At 69.9% G+C, this 20,868-nt stretch carries 13 protein-coding genes; 5 read left to right on the top strand and 8 right to left on the bottom strand.

Annotated elements, in window-relative coordinates; translation table 11 throughout:
• Positions 1–25: 25 nt before the first annotated feature.
• Both drmD and ABZ919_RS02725 read left to right on the top strand, forming a co-directional pair.
• On the top strand, positions 26–3,271 hold the full coding sequence (gene drmD / locus ABZ919_RS02730; RefSeq protein WP_361241683.1) for a DISARM system SNF2-like helicase DrmD: 3,246 nt from the start codon (positions 26–28) through the stop codon (positions 3,269–3,271).
• Between the two features lie 116 nt (positions 3,272–3,387).
• Positions 3,388–7,587 carry a DNA methyltransferase gene (locus tag ABZ919_RS02725; protein ID WP_361241680.1) on the top strand — a complete coding sequence of 1,400 codons (4,200 nt, stop codon included), beginning with the start codon at positions 3,388–3,390 and terminating at the stop codon, positions 7,585–7,587.
• Positions 7,588–7,669: 82 nt separating this feature from the next.
• Here the strand turns inward: ABZ919_RS02725 and ABZ919_RS02720 are convergent, their stop codons facing one another.
• Together ABZ919_RS02720 and ABZ919_RS02715 are read right to left on the bottom strand one after the other, a co-directional pair.
• On the bottom strand, positions 7,670–7,876 hold the full coding sequence (locus ABZ919_RS02720; RefSeq protein ID WP_361241677.1) for a DUF397 domain-containing protein: 207 nt from the start codon (positions 7,874–7,876) through the stop codon (positions 7,670–7,672).
• Positions 7,873–8,694: a helix-turn-helix transcriptional regulator gene (locus ABZ919_RS02715; RefSeq protein ID WP_361241824.1), complete on the bottom strand. Its 822-nt coding sequence runs from the start codon at positions 8,692–8,694 to the stop codon at positions 7,873–7,875. Before ABZ919_RS02715 ends, ABZ919_RS02720 begins: the two co-directional genes overlap by 4 nt.
• A gap of 283 nt (positions 8,695–8,977) precedes the next feature.
• Between ABZ919_RS02715 and ABZ919_RS02710 the strand changes: the two genes are divergently transcribed.
• The gene (locus ABZ919_RS02710) at positions 8,978–9,436 is read left to right on the top strand and encodes an ATP-binding protein (RefSeq protein WP_361241674.1); all 459 of its coding nucleotides are present in this window, start codon (positions 8,978–8,980) and stop codon (positions 9,434–9,436) included.
• Between the two features lie 45 nt (positions 9,437–9,481).
• On the opposite strand, the gene ABZ919_RS02705 is transcribed toward ABZ919_RS02710, so the two are convergent.
• Positions 9,482–9,850 carry a hypothetical protein gene (locus ABZ919_RS02705; protein WP_361241671.1) on the bottom strand — a complete coding sequence of 123 codons (369 nt, stop codon included), beginning with the start codon at positions 9,848–9,850 and terminating at the stop codon, positions 9,482–9,484.
• 181 nt (positions 9,851–10,031) lie between these two features.
• Between ABZ919_RS02705 and ABZ919_RS02700 the strand changes: the two genes are divergently transcribed.
• Entirely contained in the window at positions 10,032–11,687 is a 1,656-nt protein-coding gene (locus tag ABZ919_RS02700; protein WP_361241668.1) for a hypothetical protein, read from the top strand.
• A 219-nt stretch (positions 11,688–11,906) separates the two neighbouring features.
• On the opposite strand, the gene ABZ919_RS02695 is transcribed toward ABZ919_RS02700, so the two are convergent.
• Together ABZ919_RS02695 and ABZ919_RS02690 are read right to left on the bottom strand one after the other, a co-directional pair.
• Positions 11,907–12,920, bottom strand: coding sequence for an EcsC family protein (locus tag ABZ919_RS02695; RefSeq protein ID WP_361241665.1), 1,014 nt, complete (start codon positions 12,918–12,920; stop codon positions 11,907–11,909).
• Between the two features lie 90 nt (positions 12,921–13,010).
• Positions 13,011–15,023 carry a serine/threonine-protein kinase gene (locus ABZ919_RS02690; RefSeq protein ID WP_361241663.1) on the bottom strand — a complete coding sequence of 671 codons (2,013 nt, stop codon included), beginning with the start codon at positions 15,021–15,023 and terminating at the stop codon, positions 13,011–13,013.
• A gap of 569 nt (positions 15,024–15,592) precedes the next feature.
• On the opposite strand from ABZ919_RS02690, the gene ABZ919_RS02685 reads away from it, so the two are divergent.
• Entirely contained in the window at positions 15,593–17,149 is a 1,557-nt protein-coding gene (locus tag ABZ919_RS02685; protein ID WP_361241660.1) for a hypothetical protein, read from the top strand.
• Here the strand turns inward: ABZ919_RS02685 and ABZ919_RS02680 are convergent.
• The 3 genes from ABZ919_RS02680 to ABZ919_RS02670 form a co-directional block, all read right to left on the bottom strand.
• On the bottom strand, positions 17,134–17,328 hold the full coding sequence (locus tag ABZ919_RS02680) for a hypothetical protein (RefSeq protein ID WP_361241657.1): 195 nt from the start codon (positions 17,326–17,328) through the stop codon (positions 17,134–17,136). The genes ABZ919_RS02685 and ABZ919_RS02680 overlap by 16 nt on opposite strands.
• Positions 17,329–17,538: 210 nt before the next feature.
• Complete coding sequence (locus tag ABZ919_RS02675) at positions 17,539–20,085, bottom strand: DUF262 domain-containing protein (RefSeq protein ID WP_361241654.1); 2,547 nt, start codon at positions 20,083–20,085, stop codon at positions 17,539–17,541.
• A 105-nt stretch (positions 20,086–20,190) separates the two neighbouring features.
• Positions 20,191–20,592, bottom strand: coding sequence for a hypothetical protein (locus tag ABZ919_RS02670; RefSeq protein WP_361241653.1), 402 nt, complete (start codon positions 20,590–20,592; stop codon positions 20,191–20,193).
• Between the last annotated feature and the right edge of the window lie 276 nt (positions 20,593–20,868).

The raw sequence follows: 20,868 nt of genomic DNA, 5'->3' as shown, positions 1-20,868 counted from the left end.
GGAGACACCGAGGGGATCAGCGCCCATGACGTCGGCAGTTCAGCGTGCGACCGAGCGGACGGGGGCCGAACAGCTCCCCACGGAAGGCAATCTCGTCGAGGTCCGCGGACAGTCGTGGGTGGTGGCCCGAGTCGAGCCCTCTCCACGAGCCGGTGACGGCGACGACGACCGTCGGGGCGCGACCCTCGTCCACCTCCAGTCCGTCGCCGACGGCCGGTTCGGCGACACCCTCTCCGTCATCTGGGAGGTGGAGCCCGGCCGCCGGGTGCTGCCCGCCGGCTCCCTCCCCGACGCCTCCACCGACTCCTACGACTCCCCGAACCGCCTCGCCGCGTTCCTCGACGCCGTCCGCTGGTCCGCCGTCGCCTCCGCCGACGCCAGGACCCTCCAGGCGCCCTTCCGTTCCGGTGTCGCCGTCGAGCCGTACCAGCTGGAGCCGGTGTCGCGCGCGGTCGGCGCACCCCGCGTCAACCTCCTCCTCGCCGACGACGTCGGCCTCGGCAAGACCATCGAGGCCGGACTCGTCGTGCAGGAACTCCTGCTGCGCGGCCGGGCGCGCCGCGCCATGGTCGTCTGTCCGGCCGGCCTGACCCTCAAGTGGCGCGACGAGATGGCCGAGAAGTTCGGCCTGGAGTTCACCATCGTCGACTCCGAGCACTGCGCCCGCCTGCGCCGCACCCACGGCACGGCGGCCAACCCCTTCCGCGTCCACCCGCTCACCATCGTCTCCCTGCCCTGGCTGCGCGGCCAGAAGGCCCAGCGCCTGCTCGACGAGGTCATCGGCGCCCCCGAGGAGGGCGGTGACGGTGACCACAAGCGGTTCTTCGACCTGCTCGTCCTCGACGAGGCCCACCACGTCGCGCCCGCCGCGCCCAAGCAGGTGTACGCCGTCGACTCCCAGCAGACCAAGCTCATCCGGCGCCTCGTCCCGCACTTCGAGCACCGGCTGTTCCTCTCCGCCACCCCGCACAACGGCTACCCCGAGTCCTACACCGCCCTGCTCGAACTCATCGACGACCAGCGCTTCGCCCGCGGCGTCGACCCCGACAAGGAAGCCCTGAGGGACACCGTCGTACGGCGTCTGAAGTCCACCGTCACCAACGCCGACGGCACGCCCCGGTTCCGCACCCGCCGCACCCGCGAACTCCCCGTCGACTACACACCCCTGGAGCGCGAGATCCACGGTCTGCTCGGGGAGTTCGCCGAGCAGCGCCGCAGGAAGCTCACGCCCAAGGCCCGGGGCGGGCGCCGCGCCGCCGACCTGGTGACCCTGTTGCTGAAGAAGCGCCTGTTCTCCTCCCCGGCCGCCTTCCTGCACACCGTCCAGGTCTACCTCTCCCACCTGGAGGACACCGGCCCCACGAAGGGACGTGCGGCCGCCGCCGAAGTCCCCGAGTGGCTGGAGGAGTTCGCCGACCTCGTCGCCGACCTGGACGACACCGGTCTCGTCGACGCCGAGGACGACGCGCTGACCCGCTCCACCTCGCTCACGCCCGCCGAGGACGGCCGGGAACTGGACCTGCTGCAGGAGATGGAGCGCTGGGCCCTCACCCACGAGGCCGCCCCCGACTCCAAGGCGGAGGCCTTCATACGCGCGCTCAAGGCGATATGCCGGACGTCCGACGGCAAGCACTGGACGAACGAGCGGGTCGTCGTCTTCACCGAGTACCGCGACACCCAGGAATGGCTCCACGACCTCCTCCAGCAGGAACAACTGACCGACGGCGGCCGTGTCGAACGCCTCCACGGCGGCCTGTCCACCGAGGAGCGCGAACGCATCCGCCTCGGCTTCCAGGCCGACCCCACCCAGCCCGAGGGCAACGTGCGTATCCTCCTCGCCACCGACGCCGCCGGCGAGGGCATCGACCTGCAGAACCACTGCCACCGCCTGATCAACTACGACATACCCTTCAACCCCAACAAGCTCGAACAGCGCATCGGCCGCATCGACCGCTGGGGCCAGAAGCGGGACCCGGAGATCACCCACTTCATCGGCTCCGGCTGGCAGCAGGCCCAGGCCGGCTCCTACGAGGCCGACCTGGAGTTCCTCTCCCGCGTAGCCAAGAAGGTCGCGCGCATGGAGCACGACCTCGGCTCCGTCAACGCCGTCCTGGCCGACGCCGTACAGCGCCGCATGACCGGCGACACCGCGCCCGTCGACATCGAAAACGCCAAGCCGAAGCCGATCAAGGGCCGCCGCACCGGCGGCGAGGTCGCGCCCGAGCAGAACGTCACCGCCCAGACCAAGCGGCTCGCCGACCAGTACGAGGGCACTGTGTCCGCCCTCGGCCTGACCCCGGCCAACGTCAAGCGCGTCGTCGACACGGCCCTCGCGCTCGACCACCAGCCGCCCCTCCTGCCCTCCACGTTCCGCGCCGAGCAGTTGGAGCCCGGCGACCTCTTCGAGGTGCAGCCCCTCTCCGGCAGCTGGGAGCGCGCCACCCGCGGCCTCGCGCACAAACTCCGCGAGGGCGAGCAACGCCCGCTCACGTTCTCCCCGGTGGTGGCCGCGCAGGCCGGTGACGACGTGGTCCTCGGCCACCTCAAGCACCCCCTGGTCGCCCTGTCGACGCGCCTGCTCACCGCCGCCGTCTGGAACGCCGACTCGGTGGGCCTCAGCCGCGTCACCGCCGTGGTGACCGACGACCCGGCGGTGACGACCACCCTGGTCTCCGCCTACGCCCGCTACGTCCTCGTCGGCACCGACGGCACCCGCCTGCACGAGGAAGTCCTCTACGCGGGCGGCTGGTTCGGCGACACCGGCCGCTTCCGCCGCTGGGAGTCGGTGAACGAGCAGGGCCGGGTCCTCTCCCAGGCACTCACCGAGGGCGCCGAGGCCGCCCCGCACCTACGCAAGGAACTCACCGAGGCCTGGCCGGTGCTCCGCGACCCGCTCTACCGGTCCCTGGAGGCCCGCGCCGCCGAACTCGGCCGCCAGCTGGAGAGCCGGCTCGCCGACCGCCGGGCCGAGGAGGAGCGCCGCATCACCGCCACCCTCGACCGCTTCGAGGCCACCCTGCGCGCCAAGCTCCGGGAGGAGGGTGACGGCGACGGCGAACAGCTCGCCCTGCTGTCCACCCACGAGCTGACCGGCCACGAGCGCCGCCAGTTCGAGGACGACCGCCGCCGCTGGCGCGAACGTCTCGAAGGCCTCCCCGCCGAGCGCGAGCGCGAACTCGCCGCCATCGCTGCCCGCTACCGCGAGCCCCGCTCCCACCTCTTCCCCGCCGCCGTCGTCTTCGTCGTTCCCGCAAAGGAGGCCCGCCGATGAGCCCCCGCCCCGCCGCGAGCAGCGCCATGGCCGCCGCCAAGGCCAAGGCCGCCGACGGCCGCCGCCAGCACCAGGAGTGGCTGGACCTCACCGAGGTCTCCGGCCCCTTCCTCACCATGCCCGTCCTGCTGCGCGCGTGGCCCCAGCTCGACGCCCTGGAGAAGGAGGAGCGCGCCCGGCTGCGCGCCCGCCACGCCGACTGGCAGACGGACACGACCGCGGGCCGCGACGAGTGGGTGGCGTACATCCTGAGCCGCCTCCTCGGCTGGAACGACGCCCTGACGCTCCGCGTCGGCGACTCGGAGCACCACGGCCTGGACCGCCTCACCCTGCGCGTCGCCGAGCACAACACCGAGGTCCGCCCCGACTTCGTCCTCGTCGACCCGGGCACCGACCTGGCGACCGAGCCCAGCACCGAGGCCGCCGCCAAGCGGGTACGGCTGCTCGGCATGACGGTCCCGGCGGGCACCGCGCCCACCGCTCGGGCCGGCGGAGGCGGCGACTGGGCGGCGGCCCCCGCCGACCGCCTCGCCCGTCTCCTCCGCCACCACGGCGTGCCGCTCGGCCTGGTGACGGACGGCCGCTGGTGGTGCCTGGTGTGGGCCCCGCTGGGCGGCGTCACGACGACGGCCGTCTTCGACGCGATCGGCTGGAACGAGGCGGCGGAACGCAACGTCGTCCGCGCCTTCGTCTCGCTGCTGCGCCGCCGCCGCTTCTTCGAGTACGACGAGCCCGAGACGCTGGTGGGCCTGCTCAAGGAGAGCCTCGCGGCGGGCGAGGACGTCACCGAGGCGCTGGGCGTCCAGGTCCGCCAGGCGGTGGAACTGCTGGTGGACGCGATCGGCCGCGCGGACGTACGGGCGATGGAGGACGGCGCCCCCGGCCTGCACGCCTCGGGTGTCAGCGCCGGCGAGGTGTACCGTGCCGCGGTCGCCGTGATGATGCGCATCGTGTTCCTGCTCTTCGCCGAGGAGCGTGGCCTGCTCCCGGCGGACAACGAGGTCTACGCGCGGTCGTACTCCGCCCGCTTCCTGCGCGACGAGTTGAAGGCACGCGCCGACGAAGAGGGCGAGGCGTCGCTGGAGCACACCAGGTCGGCCTGGCACCGCCTGATAGCCCTGTTCCACGCCGTCCACGGGGGAGTGGACCACCCCGGTTCCGGCCTCCACCTCCCGGCCTACGACGGCTCGATCTTCGACCCCGACGCCTACCCCTGGCTGGAACGCACCACCCCGCTCCTCCCGATAGACGACCGCACGGTCCTGCACATGCTCCAGGCGGTGCAGGAGGTCCGCGTCGGCAAGGGCAAGGACCGCGAGGTCCGCACGCTCAGCTTCCGCGCGCTGGACGTCGAACAGATCGGCTACGTCTACGAGGGCCTGCTGTCCTACGACGGCCGCCGCGCGACCGAGCACATGGTGGGGCTGATCGGCCCCGAGGGCCTGGAGCACGAAGTCCCGCTCCGGGAGCTCGAGTCGCTGGCGGCGAAGTCGGGCGGCTCGCTGAAGACGCTCGCGAAGTCCATCCACGAGAAGTGGAAGGACCCGAAGCCGCCCGCGACGGCGGGACAGCTGGAGAAGAAGCTCGCGCCTGTGGGGGCGGAGGCCGCGGCGGAGACGCGTCGCCGCCTGAACGCGGTGACGAAGGACCCGGCGCTGACGGAGCGCCTGCTGCCGTTCGCCGGCATCCTCCGCGACGATCTGCGGGGCCTGCCGACGGTCATCCCGAACGGCGCCCTGTACGTCACCGAGTCATCGCTCCGCAAGAACACCGGCACGCACTACACGCCTCGTTTCCTGGCGGAGGAGGTCGTGCTGCACGCGCTGGAGCCCCTGGTGTACGAGCCGGGCCCGCTCCAGACGGCGGACACGGGGGAGTGGCGGCTGAAGACCTCCGAGCAGATCCTGGACCTGAAGGTCGCGGACATAGCGATGGGTTCGGCGGCGTTCCTGGTGGCGGCCTGCCGTTACCTCGGCGACCGGCTGATAGAGGCCTGGGAGAACGAGGGCCGCGCGGACGCGATGGTGTACCGGGCGGGGCGTGCTGTCGAGGCGGTGACTGCTGCCGACGCGGAGCAGGACCCGGTGGTTGTCGAGGCCCGGCGGCAGATCATCGAGCACTGCCTGTACGGGGTGGACATCAACCCCATGGCGGTGGAGATGGCCAAGCTGTCGCTGTGGCTGGTGTCGATGGACCCGGAGCGGCCGTTCACGTTCCTGGACGACCGCTTGGTGTGCGGCGACTCGCTGCTCGGCGTGCACAGCATGGAGCAGATCCAGGGCGTCCACATGAAGCCGGAGCAGCAGGCCGACATCCTGGCCGAGCAGGCCCGGCAGTTGGTGGACCAGCTGACGCGAGAGCGCCTGGCCATCACGGCGATCAAGGGCGTGGACCTGCCGGCGCTGCAGAGGAAGCGGGAGCGGCTGGAGGAGGTCAACCGGCATTCTCGGCGGCTGCGGCTGGTGGGGGACCTTCTCGCGGGGGCGGCGCTGGGCACTTGTGCTTCGGGGCGGGTGCCGTGGTACGCGGAGGACGGCGGGGAGCGGGTCCGGGACTTGTTCCCGCAGGCGGCGTGGATCGTCCAGCGGATCATGGAGGACGGGGTCGAGGACGACTCCGAGGTGGTGCGGGAGGCTCGGGCCAGGGCGGAAGAGTGGCTGGGGGCTGAGCTGCCGGAGGGGGCGCTGGAGCGGCGGCCTGTGCATTGGCCGCTGGTGTTTCCGGAGGTGTTTACTCGGCGGGGTGGGTTCGATGCGATCGTGGGGAACCCGCCATTCCTCGGTGGAAAGAAGCTCACAGGGCCACTGGGTGAAGCGTATCGAGAGCACCTGGTGGACCACGTTGCAGAAGGCAAGCGAGGCAGCGCCGATCTCATTGCTTACTTCGCGCTGCGCGCGGATTCACTACTGAACTCTGCTGGGCATACGGGGCTGATCGCCACAAATACCCTGGCTCAGGGTGACACGCGTGAGGTGAGCCTTGACCAACTGGAGAGTCGCGGCGTGGCGATCCGGAGGGCCGTCAAGAGTGCTCCCTGGCCTTCACGATCCGCCCTCCTTGAATACTGCGCCGTATGGACGAGCCGAACGGTGCCTGCCAGCCGAGCCATGACTGTACTGGACGGCATTGCGGTGCCTGGTGGCATCTCCACGTCATTGAATCCGGCGAGTCGGGAACGGAACTGGGCCGAAGCCCTCTCCGTAAGCCGCGGTATGTGCTTCCAGGGATCCGTGGTTCTGGGGTTGGGTTTCACACTCCCCGAGTATGAGGCTCACGCATTGATCGCGGAGGATGCGCGGTACCGCGACGTCCTGTACCCGTTCCTCAACGGCCAGGATGTGAACACCGATGTGCAGCACGGAACTGAGCGGTGGATTATCAACTTTCGCGATTGGCCCGTGGAGAGGGCTCAGGTCTATGACAAGGCCTATCGGCAGGTTCTGGCCGAAGTGAAGCCGGAGCGGGACCGGAGCAACCGTAAAGTGTATCGGGAACGTTGGTGGCAGTTCGCTGAGAAGCAGCTTGCCATGGTGAAGGCCGTGACAGCTCTAGATCGGTGCATCGTCATCGCTCTGGTGAGTAAGGCTGTCATGCCAGCCATGGTGCCCACCGGTCAGGTGTTCTCCAACACCCTCGGCGTGTTTGTCTCCGACAACACGGCACTCTTTGCCGTGCTAAGCAGTTCTCTGCACTACTGGTGGGCAATCGACCGTGCATCCACTTTGGAAACGCGGGTTCGCTATACGCCCACCGACGTCTTCGAGACACTCGTCCGTCCGTCGCTGACCCCTCGCCTCCGGGACGCAGGAGCGAACCTTGACATCCAACGCCGCGACCTAATGCTCGGCCGCAACATGGGACTGACCGATACGTACAACTTGCTACACAATCCCGGCTGCCAGGACAAGGACATCGTTGAGCTCCGTCGCATCCATGAGGAGATCGACTTGGCGACCATCGAGGCTTACGGCTGGCACGATCTTCTGGACGACTCCGGCCAGACTTTGCCTCGCGACCCGACCCACGACACCTTCCCGCTCGACCACGGCTTCCACGAGACCGGCCAGGGCACCCGCTACACCATCAGCCTGCTTGCCCGGACCGAGATCATCGACCGGCTGCGTCAGTTGAACCACCAGGCGTACGCCGATGAGGTTCACCTCGGCCTGCACAAGGGAGTGACGGAGAAGAAGGCGAGGGAGAAGCACCCTGACTTGCCCCAGCCGTCCCCCGAGGCCATCCGTAAGCGCAAGGAGCAGCTCGCCGCACGAGGTGGTTCGGATTTCGGTGAGGGCGCTGAAGGCGCCCTCTTCTGAGCCGGCGGCATGACAACGGGCTCCTCGCGTCACCCTAAGCGACGCGAGGAGCCCGTTGTTCCGCTCAGAGACCTGTTCGGCTCTACTCCACCGCGAGCGCCACGAACGCCGCCCACTCGCCCCGGCCGATCCGCAGCACCGGCCCGCCACCCACGGCCTTCGAGTCCCGGATGTACACGGCATTCACACCGGCGGCCACCTCCACGCAGTCGCCGCCGTCCGATCCGCTGTAGCTGCTCTTGAACCAGTGCAGCCCGTCCCCGTTCTCGGCCACCCGCTCCACGCTCATGTCTCTCCCACCATCCGCTCAATGAGCCGCGCAGACTCCTCGACGTTCAGGGCCTGCGATCGCAGCTTGCCATACCGCAACGCGAAGGCACTGACCTCGGCGGGTTCTGAGACGACGCACCCGACTCCTTGGGACTCGAAGTACCCGAGGTGCCGATGCTCGTGGGACTCCACCACCACGAACGGACCGTTCTTGCCCGGATGAAACCCTCGCCCGGCGGGCATGACCTGGACTTCCACGTTCCGCGATGCGCTCACCTCCAGCAGTCGTTGCCACTGTTCGCGCATCACCTCCTGGCCGCCGACCGGATCACGCAACACCTCCTCACCGATGATGAACGACAACTCGGCGAGCGGTACCCGCGTGAGCAGCCTCTGTCGACTGAGCCGCCCCTCTGTGTGCTGGTCGACGATCTCCTCGCTCAGCGGCGGGCAGTGCCCGGCGAACACCGCCCGCGCATACGCCTCCGTCTGCAAAAGCCCCGGCACCAGCAGGGGATCGTAGGAGAACCGGCTCACCACCTCCGCCTCGATCACCGCGAAGTTCCGGAAGAACCGTGGCAACTTAGCCCGGTCCACCTCGTCCTGGAGCACCTCCAACACCCCACCGGCCTCCAGCACCCGCTCCGCCGCCACAGTGAACGCCGCCTTCGCCGGCCGCCGCCCCTGCTCGACCGAGGCCACCTGCTCCGGCGAGTAGCCGATCGCATCCCCGAGCTGCTGCTGGTTCAACCCGGCCCGCTTCCGCAGATGTTGCAGCAGCACCCCGTACGCCGCCCACACGCCCGGCAGGTCGGGCCCCTCCTCCCTCGCCTTCACCGCCCGCCTGTTGCGCGCATCCCGTACCGTCGTCACGCTCTCACGCCCTTCCGTCCCGCAGCAGACCCCGCCACACCACCCCGGCCACGCGCGTCACCCGGCACGCCGCTGGGGCCATGTCCAACGCGGCCCGAAGAAACGGGGACACGGCCCGGGACCCGTACAACGGCCGTACAAGCCCAGTACAACCGACGCCACCCCACACCGCCCCCTCCGTACGACGCCCCCGACGTACGGCCGTTGTACCTGGTCACCGCCCTACCCTCCCCTCCACGCTGACCACGTGACACAGCCCCACCTCGCCGACGAGGCGCAGCCCCGCACCCCCACCCACCACCTGACCCTGCGCTTCAGCAGCACCAGACGCGGCGCCCGCCTGGCCCGCCAACTCGCCGTCCAGCAGCTCACCGAGTGGACAGGGTTGCCGTACGACTCCGACCCCGCCCGAACCGTCGCCCTGGTCACGGCCGAACTCGCTTCCAACGCCGTCCGCCACGGCAGCCTCCCCGGCCGCGACTTCCGCCTGACCCTGCTCCACCTGCGCCAGGCCCTCCGTATCGAGGTCACGGACACCCGCCCCGAGCGCCTGCCGTCGCCCGCGACGGCACAGTCCGCCGACGCGACATCGGGCCGCGGACTTCTCCTCGTCCAGGCTTACGCGGACCGCTGGGGATACGAGGCCCGCGACGCGTACACGAAGACCATCTGGGCGGAAGTGCCGCTCCACACCACGGGCTCGTGACCCACCCGTCCGCGAAAGCCGCCGCAACCCCGACGAGCAAGACCGTCAGCGTCCGCCGTAGTGCTCCGCCAGCTTCTCTATCTCCCGGACCCACAGCAACGTGTCATCCCCCGGCCGCTTGTACGGTGCGCGTCTGGCCAGTTTGAAGAAGCCGCCGGACGGCCGGCCGCTGTCTTGCAGCACTACGAGCGCTGACAGCAGGGGCAGTGACCCATCGGGGCTCTCCCGCGCCGAGGCGTCCTCCAAGAGGTAGGGCATGGGGCCCTCGTGGGCGGGGACGTGATGACCGAGCCGAGCCAGCTCCCTGCTCAGGTCACCGTACGGAATGGGCGCCGCCCCCTGCCGTGCTCGCGAACGCAGGATCTCGATCACGGCGTCCAAAGCCTGCTCGTACTCGAGCGTGCCCTTCTGCATGTGCCCCTCCCGGCCTCGTGTTCCGACGGCCGCCGAGCCTATGCCGCCGCCCACCCCACCGCACCCGAACACCCGAAATAGAACCTCCTCTCTTGTGAACTGAGTGCATGGGTCAGATACTGACGGTGGTCAACCGCTGCCCGCCTTCCCGGCAGGCACGCGTGGCTCGGGGGAGGAATACGTGATCGGCTCGGACGGCAGACTCGTGCAGACCGCGGTGATCGGCGGCCCGGACTCCGGACGCGCGATCATCCTGCCCACGGACGCGGACGAACTGACCCGCTGGCGCCGGCGCCACCCGGCGTACACCTACTGGTGCGGTACCCAGCTCGGCGGTTGCGGCAACGAGCTGTCGGACCGGCTGTACCGCGACAAGGTCTGCCACTTCGCTCACCGGCCCCACACCTCCTGCCACCGTACGGCCACCGGCGCGGCCAGCGCGGACCACCTGTTCATCAAGGACGACCTCGCCGCATGGGCCGGACGCAACAAGCTGAAGGCACGGACTACTTCACGCGACCTCGGAACCGGTCCCGCAGACGCCGTCGACTTCCGGGTGGGCGCGGCCAGGCAGCATGTGCGCTTCCAGTTCAGCAGGCTCGCGCACACCGAGTGGGAGCAGGCCCGCCAAAGGCTCTCCAGCGAATCGGCGACCCTCGACTGGGTTTTCGGTCCGGGCACGGCCCAGCCGGAGACCATGGAAGAGCTGTACGACGAGTACGGGTACCTGCTCCGCTTCCGGTTCGAGACGCACGGTGCCGTACGACGCATCCGTCTGAGGGCGGAGGACCCCCGGCGCAGTACCGACTGGGTGCCCCTCGACGCCTGTGCGATGACCCCGGAGGGGCTCCGGGTTCCGGGAGCCCAGACGCGTAGGCGTCCGGGTCCCCGCCCGGCCGCCGACGCGGGAACCGGGCGCGCGGAGACGCCGGGGCGGCGGTCCAGGGAAGAGCAGGTGCTCGCGCTCAAGGAGGCACTGGTCAGCGCCGCCAGGTTCCGGACCCGGCCCACCTGGGAGGCACTGTCCCGGACCGCCGGGAGTGACCTGCTCGGGCTGTCGGTCCCCGACCGGATCGGCCTGCTGGTCGCCGTGGAGCGGGCCGCCGGCGGTGAGGGGAGCCCGCTGCTGTCGTCGCTGATCAGGGCCGAGGAGAACGATCCTGCGCCCTACGTGAGGGACGTGGTCGCCGCCGTCGGTTGCGGCGTTCCCGCGACGGCGGCGGTACTCAAGCGATGGTGCCAGCGCGAGGCGGACCGGGCGTTCGCCGTGTACGGGGGGCCGTCCCGTACACCTCCGCCGCGGCTGCCGCTCACCCCGGACGGTCGGCTCGCCGCGCAGCAGAGTGCGGAACCCGCTGAGCGCCACACCATCGTCCATGTCAAGGGCGGCAAGGTTCAGAAGTCCGCGGCCCGGCCGAAGCCGGCGCACCTCGCCGGTGTTCCCCTGCTCCGTGACACGGAGATCCGGCACGCCCTGCGCAACGCGCGGCAGACGAGCGGCCCCAGGACCAGGTATGCCACGGCTCTCATGGCGCGGGCGGAGGAGGCGCTGACGAGGCTGCCGGAACCCCAATACAGCGAGCTCGTGGCCGAGATGGTGACCACCCGCCGCTGGCTGGACAGCCGACCGGACACACCGGAAGGCAAGCCCAGGAAGAGCCGGCGCGCCGCCAAAGCGGCGCAGGCGCAGAAAACCGCGGCCGCCAAGCAGTCGGCACGGGCGAATAAGACCCAGCAGGGGAAGAAGACCCAGCAGGGGAAGAAGGGGAAGAACCCGTTGCAGGGCGCACGGCCCCTGCCCGGCGGCGACCCGCGAAGGGCGAAGAGGCCGAGGTGAGCGGTGTTCCCGCCATGAGTGCCGCCGGGTCCCCCTCGTGCCGACACAGCCCGTGCCACCTCGCCCCGCCCTTCGGCCTGCAGCCGGGGTAGCGTGCCCACCAGTACTCGCCCCAGCTGACGGTGTACTCGCCTTCGCTGGGGGGAGCCGGTGGTTCGGGTACCTCCCAGGACCCTGACCGAGGTCCGCGAGCGGCCGGCGGAGACCCGGCGGCACCACCTACGTGGCGTCGGTCTCGGGGTCGTCGTCCTGGTCGGTCGTCAGTGCGGCCGGCAGTGGCAGCCCGTACTTGTCGCACAGGAACCGGGTCTGGCAGTACCGCTGGGCGTCGGCGGCCACCCTGCCGAGGACCGCGGAATTCATGCCGGCACCGATGAGGATTCCCACGACCGGCACGACCTTGGCGACGTTCTTGACCGGCACCCTGGAGCCGGCCGGGCCCAGCTGCTGCATCAACTTCTCGAGGGCGGCCAGGAGACGGTGGTCCTGGCGGAGCTTCTGTGACCAGTTCACGCGTCCCTTGACCGCGTTCGCCGCCCGTGCGGCATCACGCAACGGCTTGGCTTTGGCCGCCTGCGTCATGAAGGACCGCTGCACCAGGCGTTGGATGAAGTCCTGCTCCTTGGGGTCTTTGGCGTCGTATCCGTACGAGTACGCGATGCGCGCCGCTATCGACGCGCTCAGGACCTGGACGACGAGGATGTCCGCTGTCATCGCGGCGGGGATACCGGCGACGGGCACCATGGCCAGCAGGCCCATGGCGCCGCCTTCGAATGCGCCGGTGGTCCGCCACTTGAGGGTGTTGCGGGTCAGCAGCCGGTCGCAGACCTTGAGGTCCTGTTCCCGTAGTTCGGTGAAAGTGTCGATGTCGAAGCCTCGCTTGCGCGCGAGCTCCTCGACGTTCTTGGGGTCGTTGAGCTCCATGGCCCAGTCGTTGACCAGTTCGAGCAGCGCTGCCGCGCCTGCGAGCGCCGGCCGCACGGCCTTGTCGGCGACGGCGTCGCCAGCGCGACGGATCGGTTCCGAGACCGCCTCCGGCACGGCGTCCTTGACCCGTCTCGCGGCGTTTCCCGCGACCTCACCGGTGCGACCGAGCGCGGCGCTCGCCCAGTTCGGCAGACCACGGCGGTTGTTGCGGCGCTGCCAGTGTTCGTCGAGCGTGTCCCATACCTGCTTCTCGTACGCGCTCATCGGGGTTGCGCCGTCGACGAGTGGGTCGGCGTAAGCGCTCATTGAACTTGTCCCTTTCGACTGTGATCGCTGGTGAACTGCGGGCCTCGACAAGGTCGCGGGTCAACCCCGGCAACAACTCAGGTGTATCGCTCAGGCAGGGCAGGCGGCCCGGGTGGTGGCGTCGCCCCAACGCATCATCAGGTAGTGGTTCCCGCCGATCTGCGCCACGGCGTAGCGCGAGTACGGCCATGCGCTACCCGCGCTCTCCCGTTGGTCCACGAGAGCCCGGCACGCCTCGCCGGCGGCCATGGCCGCCCATGACTCGGCCTTGCCCTCGGTCCACGGTGCGTAGTCCGACCAGACGTACATCACCGAGTTGCCCGGGTCGAAGCCCACTTTGATCTCCGCGTTGCCGAGCACCCGGTCGGTGCCGAGGGCCTGGCGCATGGAGTTGCTCCGCTGGATGATCCTCCGGGCGAGGTGGTCGGCGACCCGGATCTCGTCGCCGTCGGTGCTGGGGATCATCGCCTGCCCGAGGCCGTCCTCGTCCGGTGCCCAGTCCTGCGCGTTGCCGTCCGGGGCCTGCCCGCTGCCGTCGTCGGCCGCCACCTGGCACTTGGAGTTGGTGACGAAGTCGTCCTGCCAGGTGACCTCGGGGTCCTGGCCCGGTTCGTCCTTCACCATCACGTAACGGCGGTACGGAAGATCCGGGTGCAGACGGAGTACGACATCCCGCGCCGTCAGACACATGTTCCTGGCGATCTCCGTCTCCGCGTACATCGCGCCCTGCTCGTCGGAGCTGAGCGTGTACGAGAGGTAGACCTCCTGGCGCGACGCGTGGAACCGCACGGTCTCCGGGGAGAAGTCGGCGCCGTCGCTCAGCTCCTGCGCGACGACACCCTCGTCGTGCAGGACCGCGCGCGCCACGTCGTGCTCGCCCGCGCCCTGAGCCTCCCGCGCCTGGCTCCAGCTCTCCGCGGTCGCCGAGTCGCCGCTCGCGGTCTGCTGCTTCGCCGCCGCGTCTCCCTGCACCGCCTTCGTGGACGGCTGCGCGGATCCGGCCGAAGAGGACGACGAGGCCGAGGCCACCACCGACGACGCGTGCGTGTCGGTGCCCGTGTCTCCCGGCAGCAGCGCAGCCGCTCCTCCGGCCAGGCCGCCGATGACGCCCGCCGCGAGGACCAGGCCGCCGACCAGCCGCTTCGGCTGCTTCCGGCCCGTGGTCAGGTGCCATGAGGGATCATCCCCGGCCGGCACATGCCACACCGCCGCGACCATGTCCACGGCCGTCACCGGTCTCGAGCCGGTGCTCCCCACCTGGGTTGCCTCGGAGGCCAGCCGGACCGCGCACTCACGGGCGGCTTCGGCGGCCGACGGGCGGTCACCGGGTTCCTTGGACAGTGCCTTTTCCACGATTCCGCGCAGGGCGGTGGGGACGCCGTCCAGATCCGCCTCACCCGACATCACACGGAAGGCCACCACGTCGGGTGCTCCCACCCCGAACGGCAGCCGTCCGGTGGCCGCGTAGGCCACGAGCGCTCCCCAGGCGAACACGTCGCCCGCCGGACCCGCGGTGCCCTGACGGTACTGCTCGGGGCTGATCCAGCCGGGGGTACCGGTCATCACCCCGGTCCGGGTGACGCTGGTGCCGTCGGCGGCATGGGCGATGCCGAAGTCCAGCACACGGGGCCCGGAGGGGGTGAGGAGGACGTTCTGCGGTTTCACGTCGCGGTGCACCACCCCTGCGGCGTGAATGGCGGCCAGCGCCTGTGCCGTGGCGGCGGCGAAGGCGTACAGGCTTCCTTCGTCGAGGGGCCCGTGCGCGCTCACGTGCTGGTTCAGCGTCGGCCCGGGCACGTAGGCGGTGGCCAGCCACGGCGTCGGCGCGTCCGGATCGGCGGCGAGCAGCGGGACGAGGTGCGGCCCGGTGACCCGGGAGGACAGTTCCACCTCACGCCTGAACCGGGCCCGGAACTCGGGATCCTGGGCATGCTCGGGGTGGACCACCTTGACCGCCACCCGCATTCCGTCGGAGGTGACTCCGGCGTGGACGGTGCCCATGCCTCCGGCACCGAGACGGCCGACGATGCGGTACGGGCCTATGCCGGTGGGATCGCCGGGGCGGGCGGGCTGGACTCTTCCGCCGGAGCCGTTCTCGCTCACGAACACTTCCTTGAACTGTTGGTCTGCCCCAGCGGGCCAGCGGACTGATGGGATGTCAGGGGAATCGGAGGTCCGAAGACGCGGCGAGCACAGCAGGAGCGGATTGACCGGCGCGGCACCTCGGCCACGGCGGGCAGGCAGGGCCGCAATGCTTCTGTGTGCTGACGGGGTGAGGCGTCAACGGCGGGCGTGATACGCCGCGAGGGCCCTCAGTTCGTCGACCGGAGTTCGTTGCTCAGCCGGCCGGACTGCAAGGGTTCCGACCCCTGGCGCGCTCGGTTCCGCAGAATCCCGACCAGAGCGTCCAGCGCCTGTCGGTATGCGTGGCTGCCCTTCCGCATGGGCGGTCCCCTCCCCGTGGGCCATGTGCTGCTGGGCGAGCCTATGCCTCCCGCGCGCCGATGGACAGCCTGGGCGTCGATTCAGGTAGCGAATCGTTGTGAACTTAGCGCACGACAGCCCATACTGATATGGCCTTTGACAACGGTTGCCTCATGGGGGTGGCGGGCTACCCGGTCATCGGGCGACCGAGCAGGTCGTCCGCATCAGCAGAGTGGGAGGGCTTGGGCATGGGTGGGAACGACGCCGCCAGAGTGAGATTCCTCGAGTTGGGGTGCAGTCTCGAAGACGCCAACACCCTGGTTCGTGCGGGCATCGACCCGGACATCGTCGGAACGCGTGCCCGTGACGCCGTCCCCTTCGCCTCCGCTGCCGTCCATCACGGTCTGGCTGAACCCAACGGCTGGCTGGAGGCCGCAGGTGGCGATCCGGATGAGGCATGGAAGGCCTGGGCGATGGACTCCGTGGAGGGTTCTATGGGCGGAGGGGATGGCGAGGATGACGGAGACGAGTACGACGAGGGCGACGGCGCTTGTCGCGTCCATGGCTGGGTGAGTGCCTACATCGGCAGCGTCGGCCCAGGTGAGTACACCATCGAGTTGTACGACGATCTGGGGCTGCCGGGCAACGCCACCTACGTGGACACTCTGACCTTCTCCCTGCCCGTGCCGGCTGTGGCGGGTTCTCCGGGGGACCGGGACGCCTGCGTCATCAAGGCGGCCACCGAAGAACTCGCCGCCTACGGATGCATTCCGGGATCCGACTTCCTCGGCAGCGACGGCACCTTCAGCGTCCAGGTGCAGGCCAGCGATCGCGCCCTGGAATGGCTCGAGGACCAGCGGTCGGTGGCGGAGAAGCTCGACCTGCTGCTCGCGGGGCTGCACGGTCTGCTGGACGATCCGGCGGCTGTCCGGGCAGGCCGCGACCGGCCCGGAATCGAGGTCATCGCGGAGCTCCGTCCCGGCGGGCCGGACCGGGCTCCGGAGGGCGCTCGCACATCGATCGTCGACTGGAACGACCGCGAATTGTTCTTGCTGGAGGTCGCTGACCAGCAGCCTGACCAAGTTCTGATCGAGCGGTATCACGGCGGCTGGGCCAGGCGCCTTGACGGAGCACGCGACCTGACGCATCCCGGTCTGCGCGGTCTGAAGCATGTGCGGGCGGAGGCGGCGCGGCGCGATGACGAACTGAGCGGTTTCACCGCACTGTTCCGCTCTCGCCACCAGGTGCATCGTCACCAGGTCCAGGCCGACTGGGCGGAGGAACTCGGCCGCCGGCTGAAGGCGTGGGAGCGGGACATCAGGGCCGTACGGGAAGAACAGGCCTGCTTTCCCCACCTCAAGCGGTGGGGAAAGCAGCTGCGCAAGGCCCTGCTGAACGACGAGCAGTACCTGGCGGCTCGGACGCCCGCGGCTCAGGATCGTCGGGGCAGGGACCTCGCCCGCAGCATGTTCGGCTCCGACTGCCCCGTGCAGTCCGTCTACATCCGGCGCGCCCTCACCAAGGCGCGGGCCAGGCGGGCCGAACTCGCTCTCGAGCAGCGGCGGGTGCAATGGAGGGCCGCCGTTCCGGCCTGGGCGGAGCGGCTGGCCGGCTCGGCGGACTTTCTGCAGGGCACGACCGCGGAACGGGCCATGCTCGCCAGCAACCTCCTGTACGCGCACGACCCCGCGGCCGACACACCTGAACTCGTCCGCCTGCTGCGCACCGCGGCTGCCGCTCTCCTGCCATCGGACGACCAGAGCGCCGCCGACAGGGCTGGTGCCGCTGGTCACCACCCGGGATAGCGGTCCCACCAGTACTGGTCCCAGCCGGCGGTGTATTCGCCGCCGCTGGGGGAGTCGGTGAGCTGGACGACGAGGTCGCGGGCCAGGGTGTCGAGGACCCAGGCCAGTTCGTGGCGGCTGATCAGATCGACGGGCAGCGCCTCCGCGCCGTGCAGCGCTCCGAGCAGCGCCCCGGCCACGCAGGCGACCGAGTCGCCGTCCGGAGCTCCGGCGGCGAAGCGCAGCGCCCACCTCGGCTGGGTCGGGGAAGGAAGGAAGCAGGAACTCCCTGGGCCGCTCCCGCTCGCCGACCGTGCCCTCCGCTCCCTCGTGGCCGGTGGTCCGGTCCTCCTCCGGGATCCGCGCAGAGCCACCGCCGGAGCGGCTGCCCGCGGTGTGTCCGACCACAGTCAGTCCCGCCGCGCCAGATCTAGCGCCGCCGCCCCCACGAACCAGTCCAGCACCTCGCAGATCTCGTCACCGTGCCCGGCAAAGACGGTCACCGGGAAGGACGGGCGCAGCTCCAGCTTCGCCTCGGGCAGGTCGATACCCGCGATCTTGTTCAGGCGGTGCAGAAGCTCCCGGCGCTGTTCGGTGTCGTCGAAGGGCGTGCGGGACTTCAGGTGCTGGAAGACCACCTCGACCGTGCCGCTCACCGGGTAGATCGCGACCGGCCAGAGCAGGTGCGGGCTACGGCTCGTCCCGGCGTCCAGCATCGGGAAGCAACTGGTCTCCTCATGACGGCCGTAGTTGACGTATCCGCCCTGCCGGCGCCAGAAGTCGAGGGCCCCCAAGACGCCGGGGCGCGCGTCCGGCCAGTGCTCCTGCAGCTGCGCGCCGAAGCGCTCGGCCGCAGCCGCGTCCTCCCCCTCGGGGAGCGGGTCGTGCGCCGCGGGCTGTGCCACGTCCTTACCCAGCAGCGTCGCCAGCTCGGCCGCGGTCAGGCGTTGCGAGCGGTGCGCCCGGCCCCAGGTGTCGAAGCGCACGCCCTCGCTCGCCAGCAGCTCCTGCGGCGGCTGCCGGTCGTCGCCGTCCGCCCAGCGGAAGGAAGGGGAGATCTTGCCTTCCGAGGTGAGCACTCGGTAGGCGCCGATCACCGTCGAGTTGCCGCCCAGGTACGCTCCGACGGCCACCGGGTGGCTGCCGATCAGCTCGGCGACATCGCCGTACGTGGTCCACGTGCCGCTCGGCATCGCCACCAGCGCGGCCCGCAGCTCGGCCCAGCCCGGGGACTCCTCACCGGTCGGCCTGACCCCGCCGATCGGGCCGGGCCACAGGTTCACCGCGCGCTCGGACAGGCGGTCGGCGCGCGCCAGGATCTCCGCCTTGCCCCAGCGCTGCGCCGAGGCGATCTCGAGGTTCATGCGCAGGGCGCTGGAGTCGAGGATCTGTTGCTTGCGCTCGAAGGGGTGGTTGGACAGCTTGCCGTTGTCGCCGGTCAGTGTGAGGTTGCCGAGGGTGTGCACCAGCAGGTCGTGCAGTTCCTGCGGAGTCTGGTTCGGCTCGGTCTCCTCGGAGAGGAGGTCGAACCACGCCGGAGCGGGTCGCTGCGGCAGGACGTGCTCCACGCTCAAGGACGCCTTGGCGAAGTCCACAGGCTCAGAGGGACGGTAGCTCTCCTCCAGCCGGCGGAGGATGTAACTGCGCTGTGGAGGACGGCCGCTCCAGTAGAACGGCTTGGTGCGGATCGCCTCGCGCAGTTCCTCGTCGCTCGGCCAGCGACGGCGACGGCCGGACAGGAACCGTCGTACCGCCTCGGCGCCGGGCCGGTCGGTCTCCAGCTCCTTCGGCGCCTCCATGAAGATTCGGTTGAGGCCGGTCGTCGGCGTCTGGCAGATCAGACGCCGTACCAGGTAGGACTCGACGTAGCCGAGCGCCTGCGCCGCGTCGTCCGGAGTCGTTCGGCCGGCCGCGAGCAGGTCCAGCAGGTGCAGTGCGAGCGGGTAGTGCGTCTGGCCACCCCAGGAGGCCAGGCGTTCCAGGACCGCGCGCAGGGCAGGGGACTGCTCACGGCTGGGCTCGACGATGCGCAGGAACCGGCCGGCCCGCTCGGCCAGCTGCTCGATCTCGCGCTGCAGCGCGTCCTCGTCGCCGGCCAGCGGCTGGAGTCGTTTCTGTTGCTCCCGGTAGATCTCGCTCTGCTTGGTCTTGTAGTGGCCACGCACCACCAGGTCGAGCCAGACCAGCAGTTCAAGGTTCTTCGGACCCAGGCTCTGCTGCATGGGCAGCCAGAGCTCCTGGTAGATCCGTTCGCCTCGCTTGGGCAGCAGCATGAAGACGTAGTTGCGCAGCAGGTCGCTCTGGCTGAGCCCGACACCCGTGTTGTTGATCGACTCGAAGATCCGGTAGACGTTGTCGCCGGACTCGGCGGTGATCTCGACGATGGAGAGCAGGTCCTTGAGGACCGTCTCGACCGTGGCGGTCCACCGCTCGTCGCCCGCCTCGTGACCCTCGGCGAGCGCACCGCGGAAGAACCGGTAGGCCGCCCCGATGTTGTCGCCACCGCCGGCGTCGGCCCGGGACTGGACACAGGCGGTGTACGCCTCACGGTCCGCCTGCGTGGGCAGCAACCGGTAATGGTCCGCACCCTCGTGGAACTCGTTGACCAGAATCTGGCGGTGCACCCGGTCCACACCGCGCGCGTCACCCGTCTCCTTCAGGTGGTCACGCAGCGCCGTGAACGCCAGCATCAGCGTGGTCAGCCGCTGCTGTCCGTCCACCACCAGCCACCTCTGCACCCCGCCCGCCTGGATCTGGCCCGGCGCGAGTACCACAGAACCCAGGAAGTGCGGTGCCGCCGTCTCACCGGCCAAATGCTGTTCGACGAGTTCCCCGACGTCCTCCCACAGCCGCTGGAGCTGTTCCCTGCCCCAGCTGTACGTGCGCTGGTAGAGCGGCACCTGGAACTGCTTGTCCCCTTGGACGAGCTTGAGGAAGGTGATCTCCTGGGCGCGCATGCGCCTCCTTTCCCATGTCTCCCCTGCCGAGTGCCACAGGCCCGGCCCATCCCTGTCCCGGCGTTGCTCGCGCCTGGGGCGGCTGTCCGCTGAATCTATGCCTAGTCAGGCGCTGTTGTCCGCCGATGCCAGGGCCGAGCGACTGGAGATGCGGGGCATGATCTCGTTGGGGGAGCGGCGCAGCAGCTTGATGCTGCGGCCCTCGACCCACGCGTTCCACGCCTTGAGGTAGTAGAGCAGGTGCTCACGTGAGTCGTCGCGACGCCGGTGTGCGTTGCCCAGTGCCAGGTTGAGCATGGTGTTGCGCAGCGTGAGACGCGGGTCGCCCGGCTCCAGACGCGCGCCGGTGACGACTCCCTCCTCCCAGGCGGACTGATCGATGTCGGGCCGGGCCTCGGTGGTGACGTACCAGCCGATCGTCGCGGCCGTGACGGTGATGCGGCATCCGCGGTTGAAGGCGATGCCGTGCTGCAAGGCGTCGCGGAGTTGGTGTTGCGGGTCAGCCACTGTGCCGCCAGCTGGGGCGAGACGTCGACCACTTGCATGTCCATGGCGCGATTGCCCTTCTCCGGGAACGACGTCACGCGCAATACACCGGTGACGCCCTGAGATCCTGCTGTGTAGATGTGAACTGTGTCAATGACCCTTCAGTGCCGGTACTGGCATCTGTCGTGACGCCGGGGGGCGCGGGTCGCTGTTGGATCGGTCACCGTTGAGCTTGCGGGCCCGGCTGGTCTCAAGGCGGCGTGTGCCGTCGGGAGTTGCTGATACGCTCGCCGCGTG

The sequence above is a fragment of the Streptomyces sp. NPDC046759 genome, from assembly GCF_040645475.1.
Lineage (GTDB): Bacteria > Actinomycetota > Actinomycetes > Streptomycetales > Streptomycetaceae > Streptomyces.
The sequence above is the reverse complement of the archived record's forward strand: the minus strand, read 5'-3'. Positions and strand labels throughout refer to the sequence as shown.

Excerpts from the sequence above, each read along its gene's own strand:
- ABZ919_RS02725 (WP_361241680.1), top strand. The coding sequence starts at position 3,388 with ATGCCCGTCCTGCTGCGCGCGTGGCCCCAGCTCGACGCCCTGGAGAAG.
- ABZ919_RS02685 (WP_361241660.1), top strand. The coding sequence starts at position 15,593 with ATGGGTGGGAACGACGCCGCCAGAGTGAGATTCCTCGAGTTGGGGTGC.
- ABZ919_RS02705 (WP_361241671.1), bottom strand. The coding sequence starts at position 9,850 with ATGCAGAAGGGCACGCTCGAGTACGAGCAGGCTTTGGACGCCGTGATC.
- ABZ919_RS02695 (WP_361241665.1), bottom strand. The coding sequence starts at position 12,920 with ATGAGCGCTTACGCCGACCCACTCGTCGACGGCGCAACCCCGATGAGC.
- ABZ919_RS02675 (WP_361241654.1), bottom strand. The coding sequence starts at position 20,085 with ATGCGCGCCCAGGAGATCACCTTCCTCAAGCTCGTCCAAGGGGACAAG.
- ABZ919_RS02720 (WP_361241677.1), bottom strand. The coding sequence starts at position 7,876 with ATGAGCGTGGAGCGGGTGGCCGAGAACGGGGACGGGCTGCACTGGTTC.
- drmD (WP_361241683.1), top strand. The coding sequence starts at position 26 with ATGACGTCGGCAGTTCAGCGTGCGACCGAGCGGACGGGGGCCGAACAG.